The 12,858-nt window shown below is 55.6% G+C and carries 9 protein-coding genes; 1 reads left to right on the top strand and 8 read right to left on the bottom strand.

What is annotated here, in order from left to right; translation table 11 throughout:
* Position 1: 1 nt before the first annotated feature.
* The 4 genes from IPM28_10115 to IPM28_10100 form a co-directional block, all read right to left on the bottom strand.
* On the bottom strand, positions 2-355 hold the full coding sequence (locus tag IPM28_10115) for a transcription initiation protein (GenBank protein ID MBK9173343.1): 354 nt from the start codon (positions 353-355) through the stop codon (positions 2-4).
* Positions 356-585: 230 nt separating this feature from the next.
* Complete coding sequence (locus IPM28_10110; GenBank protein ID MBK9173342.1) at positions 586-936, bottom strand: hypothetical protein; 351 nt, start codon at positions 934-936, stop codon at positions 586-588.
* An 81-nt stretch (positions 937-1,017) separates the two neighbouring features.
* On the bottom strand, positions 1,018-3,750 hold the full coding sequence (locus IPM28_10105) for a protein kinase (protein ID MBK9173341.1): 2,733 nt from the start codon (positions 3,748-3,750) through the stop codon (positions 1,018-1,020).
* A 188-nt stretch (positions 3,751-3,938) separates the two neighbouring features.
* Positions 3,939-5,300 (bottom strand): M28 family metallopeptidase, encoded by a 1,362-nt coding sequence (locus IPM28_10100; GenBank protein MBK9173340.1) that lies wholly within the window; start codon positions 5,298-5,300, stop codon positions 3,939-3,941.
* A gap of 215 nt (positions 5,301-5,515) precedes the next feature.
* Here IPM28_10100 and IPM28_10095 point away from each other — a divergent pair, with 215 nt between their 5' ends.
* Positions 5,516-7,972: an alpha/beta fold hydrolase gene (locus IPM28_10095; GenBank protein MBK9173339.1), complete on the top strand. Its 2,457-nt coding sequence runs from the start codon at positions 5,516-5,518 to the stop codon at positions 7,970-7,972.
* On the opposite strand, the gene IPM28_10090 is transcribed toward IPM28_10095, so the two are convergent.
* The 4 genes from IPM28_10090 to IPM28_10075 all read right to left on the bottom strand — a co-directional run bounded on the left by IPM28_10090 (position 7,962) and on the right by IPM28_10075 (position 12,727).
* On the bottom strand, positions 7,962-9,836 hold the full coding sequence (locus IPM28_10090) for a PQQ-binding-like beta-propeller repeat protein (protein MBK9173338.1): 1,875 nt from the start codon (positions 9,834-9,836) through the stop codon (positions 7,962-7,964). The genes IPM28_10095 and IPM28_10090 overlap by 11 nt on opposite strands.
* A 58-nt stretch (positions 9,837-9,894) precedes the next feature.
* A complete protein-coding gene (locus IPM28_10085) occupies positions 9,895-11,124 on the bottom strand; it encodes a hypothetical protein (protein ID MBK9173337.1) in 1,230 nt (409 codons plus the stop codon).
* Complete coding sequence (locus tag IPM28_10080; protein MBK9173336.1) at positions 11,121-12,065, bottom strand: sigma-70 family RNA polymerase sigma factor; 945 nt, start codon at positions 12,063-12,065, stop codon at positions 11,121-11,123. The genes IPM28_10085 and IPM28_10080 overlap by 4 nt, the downstream gene beginning before the upstream one ends.
* A 179-nt stretch (positions 12,066-12,244) precedes the next feature.
* Positions 12,245-12,727: a hypothetical protein gene (locus IPM28_10075; protein ID MBK9173335.1), complete on the bottom strand. Its 483-nt coding sequence runs from the start codon at positions 12,725-12,727 to the stop codon at positions 12,245-12,247.
* Between the last annotated feature and the right edge of the window lie 131 nt (positions 12,728-12,858).

The raw sequence follows: 12,858 nt of genomic DNA, 5'->3' as shown, positions 1-12,858 counted from the left end.
ATCAGGCCGTCGGTTCGATCTCACGAAGCTCTATGCGGCCGCCGAACTTCAAATGGGGACAGCTCGATGCGATCGCCGCAGCCTCGTCATAGTCGGACGCCGAGATCGCAAAATAGCCTCCAATTACCTCTTTGGTCTCCGTGAACGGACCGTCAGTAACGCGAAAATCGCCGTTCCAGCCGCGAAGGTGCTTACCCCCGTCGTCTTTCAATTTTTGTCCGCCGACCAATTTTCCTTCTGCTTCGAGCTTCTGCGACCACGCAACATATTCGCGGATAACGGCCTGTATCTGTTCGGCAGAAAACTGCGAATAATCGGCGGGCTCTTCGTGCAGCAACATCATGAAATCTGGCATTTTTATTCTCCTTTTTTTCGTCAGTTCAATTAAGCATCTCGGTGCTTTCACTGACTAGACGATCCGGGGCCATTGAAATGGACATCCGCTGCAAAAAAGTTCTGATAGGAGATAAAGGTGCGACAGCGTCTATGTTCAGGATGGCCCGGGTCATTTCGCAAGCCCTTCCTGAATTTCGCTTGCTCCTCAAAAGGCCCGGCAAGAGCGTCGATAAATTGTCGGCTGACCCACTAGGGCGTGACGCCAAGTGCCTCAGCGATCTCTTCATCCGAATCGGCGGAGGTCACACCGCCGGGCGATGGCACCACGTCGTGTCTGACCCATGCGAGCATCGCTCCCATGTTGGTGGCAAGAAATGACAGCTTACGACCATGCGGATCGGGTTTGATGTTGTCGAGAATCTTATTGATCTGAGCCGAAGCGTCAACCAACGGCGCATCGTGAAAATCGGACGGCTTTGCGACGAGCATCTTTGCGGTAAAACAACCTCCGCTGCCGTTCTGACAATTGATGCTGGTCCCTTCAATGCTGTATTCGCATTGTCTGCCGGTGCAGCCGGTCATTTCATGAAGTTCTTCCACGAGCGGTTCCCCCTGACTATATTTTTGAAACAGTATATTGGTCGCATATGCGGCGGGCCGCGTCAAATCGCAAGGCGAAGGTCAGTTGATATTCGTCACCATCACCGCATCAGACGATTCGCTGCCACGCGAAAGCACAAGATCACCATTTGACGGCGAAACATCGAAGCGGTAGATCCGATTCGATTCGAAAAACGTCAACTGTCGCGGTTCACCGCCGGCTATCGGTTGACTCCAGATGTTGTCGATGCGGTTGCGGCCGTCGATGTACAGGATCGACTTTCCGTCACCCGACCATCGAAAGACCCTCGAGCGCATAACGTGAGGAAGGTTGATGATGCGCTGAAACGCGCCGCCGGATATCGGATATAATGCCATTTGTGTGCTGATGCCGGAACGAGGTTCGCCGTACATGCAGGCTATCGTCTGGCCGTCGGGCGATATCTCGGGCCGGGCGCACTCGTCCTTTATCAGAGGGATCGGGTCGCCGCCGTCAACGCTTACCTTCCAAATCGAAGATCTGTTTCCGAGATCCGTAAGCTGATAAATGACCCATTTCCCGTCCGGCGTAAACTCGGGCTCACCTTCGATCCCTTCCTGATTTGTAAGGGACACCTGGTTCTCACCGTTCGAATCCATTTTCCAGATATCGGGCCCGCCTGCGCGCGTCGAGACGAACGCGATCGCTTTTCCGTCGCGCGATACGGCCGGCGAGAAATTGGCCCTAGCATTGAACGTCAACTGCTGACTTCCATTGCGATCAGATATCCAAATGTCTTGAAGTGCGGTTGCTCTGACCGTATGAGCTATTCGTCCGTCAGGCATCCAGGCGACGCCCGACATGCCTTCATCACGGCCAACATTCGCGGTTACGCGTTCGCTGTGATAGCCGGCCTTCTGTGTCGTTGTCCAGATATTCGTTATCCGGTTTTGTTGAACGCTTGCGATCGCCTGACCGTCGAACGACAGGCTAAGCCCGAGGTAATTCCCCAGGTCGTTCGTTATCCGCCGCGATTCTCCGTCGGGATACGAGACGAACCAAACCTGGGAAAGCTGCGTTTCAAGGTCGCGTCCGGTGAGTACGACGCCTTCACCGGTCGGAAGCCATGCAAGTCCGCTGATCCTGATCCAGTCCGGGCCACGCATCGGCTTTACGGCACCGTCGGCCACCGAGACCTCGATCAGCCGGCAAAGATTGTCGATCGGCGAATAGACCGAAGCCATGATCTTTGACGAATCGGGCGACCAGGTCGAATTAAGGAACCGGACCGCGTTCGGGCCGTCGGTCAACTGGCGAACTCCGGTTCCATCAATATTTGCAACCATCAACTTGGTCTCGTCGCGGACGAAACTTATCTGCTTTCCGTCAGCGGAAAACGAGACCGGCCCGATGATGTCACTAAACAACTTTCGAGGTACGCCGCCGAGGACCGGCATCTTGTACAGCGTCGTCTCGCCGCTGGCGACCCTTGCAATGTAATATACGTGGTTCGCATCACGTGAGATCGACAGGCCGCGATAATCGACATCCGACGGCGGAACCGTCTGAATGCTGCTCGGTGCCTCGGCCTGTTTTACCCAAATGCTCTGTTTGCCGTCTTCGTAAGCGACATAAACGACGAACTTGCCGTCAGGCGATATCGCGATCTGCTCGGTCACGACATTTCCGGTCGAAGTGATCTTGGCGAACCGCATGTTCTGGAAGGCGGCCGTTGCGATCGACGTAGAGGTCAGCCTGCTGATGCCAACGCCGAAACCGGCGACGACGGCCAGAAACAAGACCGCCCCCAAAACTACGCGAACCGGATGAAGTCGTGCCTCAGCCATCAGGATCTGGCTTATCGAACTGGTATTCAGCGGAGTGTGGCCATCGGTCGAAAATGGCGCCTGCAGGCCGTCGTCAGTCGGCTGCACTAAAAGGTTGCTGCTGACCAGTGAAACCCGTTGGCCTGACCGCACATCCAGTTCGAGTTCCTGCCGGATGTCCTTAAGATCAGCGAGTAACTCTTTCACGGTCTGGAATCTCTCATCGCGATTCTTCCGCAGACATTTTCTGACCAGCGTTTCGATACTCGAGGGAATGCCGGTGACCGTAGCGCTGAATGGCGGCGGTTCGTTGTGAAGTATTGAAGCGATGACGTCGATATAGTTCTCACCTACAAAAGGGAGGCGGCCGGTCAGCATGTGATAAAGAAGCGTTCCGTAACTGAAGATATCCGAGCGTCCGTCTATCTCCTTTCCACGCGCCTGCTCCGGCGACATGAAAGATGCCGTTCCGAGTATCATCCCAGGGTTCGTTCGATGGGCGATCGTCTCCGCCTCGGGGTCGGAGAGGCCGTCATTCTCGGTCAATTTCGCGAGGCCGAAGTCGAGAACTTTGACCAGCCCGTCAGGCCGGACGATTATGTTGTCGGGCTTTATGTCGCGGTGAACGACACCGGCCTCATGCGCGGCTCCGAGTGCACCGGCAACCTGAGCAGCGATATCGAGACCTCGTTTGAGTTCGATCGGGCGTCCGCCCCTCAGCGCTTTTGCAAGCGTCTCGCCGGTCACATACTCCATCGCGATGAACGGAACGTCCTGTTCATCGTTTATTTCGTAGATCGTTATGATGTTAGGGTGATTTAAGGCGGAAGCGGACTTTGCCTCGTGGACGAACCGATGCATCCTCTCAGAATCGGACGCAACATCGGCCGGCAGTATCTTAAGGGCGATCTTGCGGTCGAGTTTGCTGTCCTCAGCAAGATATACCTCGCCCATTCCGCCCGAACCGATCTTGCTTACGATCTTGTACCGGCCAATTTTACCGTCCACGAACATACTCACAACTCTCTGAGATAATCGAGAGCGACTCGAAAGGATGCGGACCTTAACAGCGACGGATCAGCTCGTTGAACGACCCGGTGTTAACTAATGAGCCAAACGCTGGTTTTCAACACTTCAACGCGAGGACGTATCGAAGCCAAGTTTTTTGCTGAAGGAACCGAAAAAAAATCGCTTTGCTAACGAACCGGCCGCGGATAGACCACGGGGCTCCGATTGCCGGCTCGGTCGACCGCTCGTAAACCAAAGAAGTAATTGTCTTTTGACATACCTTTTACGACATAGGAGGTCACGTTGCCAACCGGCGTAAAGTTTGTCCAATCGGGTGCCGATGTTTCGCGCCATGCGATCTCATACCCGGCAATGTCGGCATCGGTGTTCGCGTCCCACTTCAACTCGGTGTCGTTGGTCAGGCGTCCTGTGACGATGCCAACGTTCTTAGGCTTTGCAGGTGCGTTGGCGATCGAGGCGAGAGTGATCAGATTAACGCGGGTCGCGTCGGCGACGTATCCGAAATCGACGAACTCAGGCGTATCGCCATAAAACGTTCCGTTCTCCGTTCGGACGTTCTGATGCTGATGCGTGTAATCCTCGTCCGGTTCGGTGAAACGGACCGCGGCAAAACCGCGTTCGAGAAAAGGTATGTGGTCGCCGCCGCGTCCATACCGATCCCGGCGATAGATGACCCATGCGCTGAAATCCTTCATGTATCTCGACGTCTGCTCTTTGACGTAACGGCCGAGCTGACGCGCGGGCGAATCGTTCTCGCCGCCAACGCTTCGGCGTGTCGCCGCTTCGCGTTCATTCTCATTCGACGGCACCCCTTCTGCAAAAACCCGAAGCCGTTTTCGGTTTGCCGAATTCTTTTGGGTCGTAACGCCACCGACAATGTCGTTCGTGAACATCGCTTCGATATTCATCTGCTTCTGCTTTGCCTGTTCGGCAAAATAGGCAGCTCCAAGAAGGCCCTGCTCTTCGCCCGCGACCGCCATGAAAACTATTGTTGCATCGAATTTTTGCTTCGACATCACGCGAGCGAGTTCAATGACCGCCGCCGTTCCCGAGGCATCGTCGTTTGCACCGGGCGCGTCGCATTTTCCGTCGGTCGGAGATGAGCACATCGAATCGTAATGTCCGGAAACTACGTAGATACGCGTCGGGTCGGTGGTGCCTTTCAACGTTGCCACCAAGTTAGTAAGTATCGTTGGTTCAGGGATCCGATTTGCCTTTGGCTGTTCGAACGCCTGTTTTTCAACCGTGAGGCAACCGCCGCAATCTTTACTGATCTTCTCGAACTCGGCGAAGATCCAATCGCGGGCCGCTCCGATACCGCGCGTTGGATTGTTCTGTTCTGAGAGCGTGTTGCGTGTCCCGAACGAGACCAGTTTGCGGATACTCGTTTCGATGTTCTTCGCCGAGACCTCTTTGAGCATCTTTTGTATCGCGGCGTCTACAGGCTGCCGCGGAGGCGCCGGTCTCTGGGCTAAAAGAACCGTGAATGAGAAGAGAAGGACTGCAGCTGAAACAGATATCTTTTTCATAAGGGCCGAACCGGAAAATAGGGATCGAATCAAATGTAAGGCTATCAAGCGGAAATGGCAATGCCTGTCGAAAATTCGTTGACATAATTCTCTGCTGTGATAAACTTCCGAGCCAATTAGAATGTCCTATTCCGCCAGGCGAGCGCGTCTTTCAATTGTAGAGAAACGCGCCGATCCGCATTTACCCGACCGCGAGGGCGCGAAGGAGAATAATTATGAAAACCATAGTTCTGATGTTCTATCTAGCGGCAGCCGTTTCGGTTTTTGGCCAGCATGGGCACGGTACGCAGAATCCGCCGCGGCCCAGGACGGTATGGCTTGATAACGGTCTTGGTGATGTTCATCATCCGGTCACAACGAAGAGTGCCGAAGCGCAAAAGTTCTTCGACCAGGGACTCGCTTATCTATACGCCTTTAACCATGACGAAGGAGTTGCCTCGTTCCGCCGTGCGGCCGAGCTGGATCCCGAAATGGCGATGGCATATTGGGGAATGGCTCTTGGCCTCGGTGCGAATTATAACGATCCGGGAAACACCGATAGGTTCGCACGAGCCTACGTAGAACTGCAGCAGGCGATCAAACTCGCTCCGAAAGCTTCAAAAGCGGAACAGGACTATATCGCCGCGCTTTCAAAACGATATTCGTCCGATCCGAATACGCCGCCTGCAACGCTGGCCGCCGCTTACAAGGCGGCGATGGCTGAACTTGTAAAGAACTATCCGGATGACCTCGACGCCGCAACGCTCTACGCCGAAAGCATGATGAATCTGCGTCCGTGGCAGCTTTGGACACTGGACGGCAGACCGGCAGACGGGACTCTTGAGATCATCAAGGTCCTTGAGGGTGTCCTCAGGCGGAACCCCAATCACACCGGGGCGAATCACTATTACATTCACGCCATCGAGGCATCGCCAAACCCTGAACGCGGCACAGCGGCTGCCAACAGATTGATGGGCCTTGCTCCGAATGCCGGCCACCTGGTTCATATGCCGTCGCACATCTACCTGCTCACCGGCGACCATCAAAAGGCTGTAAAGAGCAATGAGTTGGCGATAGTCGCCGACCGCAACTACATCGAGCGAAGCGGCGCAAGCGGCATCTACCCGTTGATGTACTACAACCACAACATCCACATGCTTGCCGCCGCGCAGGCCGAAGCGGGCAATTATGCCGGTTCGATCAAGGCGGCCAACGAGCTTGCGGCCAACGTCGGCCCCAACGTAAAGGCAATGCCGATGCTTGAGATGTTCATGCCTTACCCGATCATCACGCTGACGCGCTTTCACAAGTGGGACGAGATAATGAAATACCCGAAGCCGGATCCGGAAATGCTGACGACAGCGGCACACTGGCACATGGCTCGCGGGATCGCGCTAGCCGAGACCGGCAAGGCGGCCGAGGCGGAACGGGAACTTGCGGCATTGCGCGAAACGGCAAAGAAGATCCCGGCCTCCGCGATGCTTTTCACGACGCCGGTAAGCGTTGCGTTGAAGGTTGCCGATGAACTCCTCGCGGGTGAGATCGCCCTCGCAAAAGGTGATCGCAAGGCGGCGATAAATATGCTGCGTCAGGCAGCCGCGTCTGAGGCAAAGGTAAACTATGCCGAACCGCCGGATTGGGACCTGCCGATCCGCGAATGGCTGGGGAGGGCCCTGATGATGGACGGGCAATACCCCGAGGCCGAGAAGGCGTTTCGCGAAGAGATAGACCGGAACCCGCGTAACGGCCGCGCGCTGTTCGGGCTTGCCGAATCGCTCTCGCGGCAGGGAAAGGAATCGTCGGCGGCACTCGTCCGGATCGAATTCCGTGATGCTTGGAAAAACTCTGATATTCAGCTTTCGGCCGATGCATTCCGCCCGTCAGGGAAAACCGTCAGTGATGTGCGAACAAAACGTATCAAGCTGAAGACCGGTATCTCGATGAATTATGTGGAGGCCGGCGACCCGAGAGGGCCGGCCGTCCTGCTGATCCACGGTTACACCGATTCGTCATTCTCATTCAGCCGGGTGATACCGTTGCTTGATAAGAAATTTCGCATCCTTGCCATCGATCAGCGTGGACATGGCGATTCCGACAAACCGGAAAGTGGTTATGAGATGAGCGATTTCGCTGCAGATGCAGCAGCTTTCCTGGAGGCTGTCGGAGTACGGTCAGCCACGGTCGTTGGCCACTCGATGGGAAGCTTCGTCGCGATGCAGACCGCGCTCGACCATCCGGAAAAGGTCGACCGTCTCGTCCTCGTAGGTACAACATCGACACCGAGCAACGCCGTGATCAAAGAGCTTCTTAGTGCAGTCAACGAATTGTCAGATCCGGTGCCGCACGAATTTGCCCGTGATTTCCAGGTCGGCACGTCATCACCTTCCTTGCCAAAAGATTTCTTTGACGGAGTGGTGGATGCCACTTTGAAACTGCCTGCGAATGTGTGGAAAAAGGCCCTTGCCGGACTTGCGGCTCGCGATTACAAACCGGAGCTTGATAATTTAAAGATGCCTGTCACGATCATCTGGGGCGAAAAGGAGACCATTTTTTCGCGAGCCGAACAGGAGCCGTTGATCAAAGGGCTGCCGAATGTGAAGTTCGTTGTCTATCCTAACTCAGGCCACTCACCGAATTGGGAAGAGCCGGAGAAATTCGCCAAGGACCTCAACGCGATCCTTGTCAACGGCTGATCATTGCAAAGCCCTGCAGCCTGTTGCCGTTCGCGGAATAGAGCAGGCCGCTTGTTTCGTCAAATGTAAAGCGATCGTCGGGGTCTGAGACGAGGATGGTTCGCGCGTCGATACCGCTATGCACATTCACACCCACCAGACCCTTTTGCCGGTTTGGCCACGGCAGATCGGTGTAAAAATACATATGGCTTCCGCGAAGCTCGGCAAGGCGCTTCCGCCGCAGCAGATAATTCGACAATCGCTCTGCATATCGCGCCGGATCGAGCCTGTCGAACACATTCTCGCGGACCTCTCCGGTCGATGGCAAGACCCGCCCGGCGGCCCCGCGCGACAGCTGCGAACGGATCGCTGACGGCGTTACGACCTGCAGACCGCCGAGCCTGCGTGCGGCGTCAGGCAGCGTCGCCAGCGATCCGAATGAGTAGACCCGGCTGAGCGCCGCATCGCGAGCTGCTGCTGCGGCAAGTGTCGTAAGGTCGAACGAAGCGAATCGCGTTCGAAGGCCGGACCAGCGGATCGATCGCGCCGCCGAAAAAAGCCGGACGCCGCCGCGAGCCAGACCGATCGCCGATGTCGCAATGCCGCCGTATCGAAAGTACAATGCCGCGGCCCGCAGTGCGATACCGCCGATCGTCCGGAGTATTCCGCGTCCGGGTGCTTTGTGTTTGACACGCCATCGTTCCTGTTTGCCGGAGAATGCGGCAAGTTCGCCGATGCCGCCGATAACGGTCTGCCCGCTCTCGTTGACCAGCACGAACTGTGCCTTTTCGACCTTGTGGTCAAATTTCGCGATCCGCTTGCCGTTTGCGGCGTTGATCGAGATCAGTTCGTCCCCGTCGGCGATCACGATGGTTCTGTCGTCAGCGAACACGAAGTTCGTCAGCCCTTTGTCCGCTCCTTTATATCGCCAAAGCGTCTTGCCGTTTTTAGTGTCGATCGCCGAAATGCCGAAAGGCCCTTTGGTAACGATCTCGCCGTTGCGGAGCCGAGTGAACTGTCCGCCTGTCCGGACGTAAAGCACTCCACCGAAAACGGCCATCTCCGATGCGTTGCCGAGGTCGTCGGCCTTCCACCTGACCTTTCCGGTTCGTCTCTCTACCGCTCGGATGCGGCCGCGGCCCGAAATGAAAAGATGATCGTCGTCAAAGACCGGATCGGCCTCGGTCAGGGCCAGGCCATTTTCGTTTACATTGAACGTCTCGCGTTCGATCTCTTCGCCGGTTCGTGCGTCGAAGCTGGTCGCTCCCTCGTAGAACAAATAGAGAATGCCGTCGATAAGGAGCGGTGCCCGGTAATTGTCGAGCGTGAACCCGACCTCACCCAGATTCTCGCCGAAACGCGACGGCATCATTTCGACGTCGCTTCGGAGCGTTTCTTTCCAGATCTCGTCGCCGGTGGAAAAACGCAGCATCCGGACGACCGGCTCGCGTTTTACCTCGCTGCCGTGATCGCCGCGCGGGTCCTTGACCATCACGACCGCCAGAAGGTCGCTTTCAGGGTCGGCCGCAAGCTGCAGCACATCGCCTTTGAATTTCTCGGTTTGCCAGATCGGCCGGCCGGTGATCACGTCTACGGCCTCAAGCCGTGAGCGGTCGCCGAGGTCACGTGAGAAAAGGACAAGGTCTGTTCCCGGAATGGGTGTCAGAGCGGTCTCGTTGATCTTGCCGGTCGATCGCCGCCAGAGCTGTTCGCCGGTCTGCGCGTCTAGAGCGTATAGACTCCTTTCGGTCGCGGCCAGGACTATTCCGAAATCCGTCGTCTGATAAAACCCTATCGTCGAATCGAGCGCTTTGTTCCACGCCGGCTGGGCGAACGAAACGACGGCACAGAGGCAAATCAGCAAGAATCCCGAAATTGGACGCATCGCACTATTCTACATCGATCGTCTTTGCTTGAGTCAGTTAATTATCGGGCCGGGCCGGTCACTGAATGCGGTACGCCTTCGCTTTCCAGACTATCACGACCGTACCGCCGAGATCGTCGGCCGTTCTGCGGAGCCCACTGTCGAGTTTGCGGTAATCGTCGGTGCCGCGGCGAACGTCGGTCAAAGGCTGGCCCGTGTACGCCGAGTCGTACCACGTACCGTCGCGGCGTTCGAAAGTCTTGCCGCTTATCTGCCTGCGTGCAGTGTCGGTCGAAAGCCGGCCGACGCTTTTCATTTTCGCGGCATCCGAAGCCTTGCTTCGCTCGCCCGCGGCATCGTCTTTTGGAACGGGCAGCGACTTTGCCGGCGGAGGCGGTGGAGGCAGGGACTCTTGGGTTTGCCTCGCAACGGTGGGAAGTTCGTTCATCTCTCTTTTGGCATTGACCTTGCTCTCGGCTTCCGCTTTGTTCAAGCCCGTCGGGCCCGCATCGGCAGGAGCCGCCGCTGCAGGCTTTGCCATCATTAGGTCTGCCTCATCACGCGAACGGGCAACATCGAGCGTCGCGGCCGAATTGGATGCCGATGCCGTCCGGGCATCGTTGCCGTTGGGTACGAACGGACTGCCTGGGACGATCGCCGAATTTGCCGCTGCGCTGCTCGTGTTCGTGGCAGCATTCGCCGCGCTATCCATAAAAACGTAAGGTTCGTCGGCGGCCGCGGGTGCCGGCTCGGCCGCCCTGCTCTCAGCCTGATCAGAAAGCATCGCCGTGTCGCTGCCGGTATTCTGAATCAACGTGTATCCGATGAAACCGCTGAAAAGTAATACGAGGCCGCCCATTGCGTAAGCAAGGTTCGGCATAGCGAAAAGCCGTCGGTACCACGGCGCGTCGATAACAGGCCGCGCGTCGACCGTTGGCGACCCGGCTTCGAAGGCTTGGTCATCAGAAAGACGGATAGCGTTCGCGAGCACCGCCCGGCAGCGATCGCATTCGGCGAAATGGATCAATTGACCCTGCCGAACATCTTTGGGCAAGGCGTTTTCGACGAACAGCGAGATCTCGTCCGCAGAAAGATGCGCGGACGGACGGTCGCCGACGAGAACGCCCTTTTTCTCCGGCGAACTCCTCAGCAACGCGTCTATTACTTTGTCGAAATCCTGTTCCATCTTCTCGATCTCGGTGCGATGACCCAAAAACGCGATCGTTTCGATCAAAACACCATTTTTCGCAAGATTCACCGCAAATTCACGTCCTCGGCGAAAACTTGCCTCATTTAGTGAACGCCTCACCAATAGAAATCTTGCAGCACCATCATCAGCACAAATACGGCGATCATCTTTTCGAGGCTGATACCGAGGCTTTCGGCGGTTTCCGAAAGGTGCTTTTTCACCTCGCCGTCTGACCATCCATGCTCTTTCTTCAGGCTTCTTTCGACCGATCTCCGTATTTCGGCCTGAATGCGGACAAGTTTCCTGCTCGCCGTAGCTTCATGATAACCAAATGCCGCACCGATCTCTTTGAGCTTGAGTTCGTCGAAATAATAGAGCTTAAGGATCACCTTGTCTTCGGCTTCCAGACCGGCCATCGCATCCTGCAAAGCCGCCGAGACATCGGCCGACATTCGCTTTTCGGTCAGTAGTTGTTCGGGGTCATCGGCATGATGGAGAACCTGTTCGTTGTTCGAGTTGTTCGACGCCGATTCGGCCAGGTTCTCAAATTCTCGATTCTCCTCGATCTGGACGAACTTCGCCTGTTTTCGAAACTCGTCGACCGCAAGCTGTGATACTACAGCCCGAAGCCATCCGGCGAGCGAGCCGCGGCCCGAGTAATAGCCAAGCTTGCTCTTTTTGTTGCCTTCGGCGTCTTGCCTCAGGCCGTAGAGCTCCGCCCAGATCGAACTCGCGAGGTCCTCGGCGTCCTCTGCATTCGAGGTCATTTTGCGGGCCGCCGATCTGACCGTCGAATCAAAATTTGCGACCAGGTCTTCCCATGCCCTTTCATCACCGCGTTCGCAGGCGGCGACCAGGAACAGATCGTCGGGCCTGATCTCGTCGACAAATGCGACGATGTCGGGCCGTTCGGTTCCGGATTCCGATCTGGCGATGTATTTTTCGAGCGATGCGACGATCCGCGGACGGATATCAGCCGCCGAAAGACCGCGGGAATCGGAGGCACGCGAGATCAGACGATGAACCGCATCGTCGATCGCATCTGAATGTTTTTCGGTCAAAGAAACCATCGGCGAACGGAGAGAAGTTTAGCACCGATTGGATGAAAGCAGGAAAGTTCGCGTTTGTCCGCGGGGCCGGAGGAGTATTTGAGGCCGGTGTCGCCCGATACCTGCCGGCCGTCAGCATCGTAGCCGCGAAATGCTGGCAGAAAATCGCAATTTTGCACGCCTGACTTAGATCACTTCTCCTGTTTTGCTTTACATCTGAGATGGTTATATTTAGCTTCAGGGAAATACCGGATATCCAGTACAAATTCATCTTTTTCATCGACCGTCAAGCTAATTCCGTCAGTCTCATTTGTGTAAAAGAAAGTATCTATAGCGTCAGGGTCCGGCCGCTTCTCAAATTTATTCTTGTCAATCTGGAGATCAGTGAATTTCGGCAGCACCTTTGGAGTTACGCCCACACTTATCACCGTCATCTCTGGAATATCCCACCCGTGTTCAGAATTGACATTACAAAGTCCGGTTGAATATACAACATGAACCCTTTCATTTTCGGTTTTATACCCTGCCGCATGTTTAGCGATGCTATGACGCATCGGCTTCCCAAGTATTTTCTCGACATCCGCTCGCGTCGATTTTAGCGGGACAATATCATTCCATATATTTGACTGGCAACATGCTATTACCATCAAAGGCAAAACCATCTTTAAGTACATAAAACTCACCCCTATCTGATTTTGATCATTTTTATCTTCGTGTTGTTGTAGGCTTTCTATGTGACGCCGTTTCCGAACAATGATTAATTAGTGCCTGGCCCCAATAACCGCTATACGCTCGTTTGCTGTTA

The organism is Chloracidobacterium sp. (assembly GCA_016716305.1).
Taxonomy (GTDB): domain Bacteria; phylum Acidobacteriota; class Blastocatellia; order Pyrinomonadales; family Pyrinomonadaceae; genus OLB17.
Note: the sequence above shows the minus strand (reverse complement) of the source record. Positions and strands in the feature narration are given on the sequence as shown.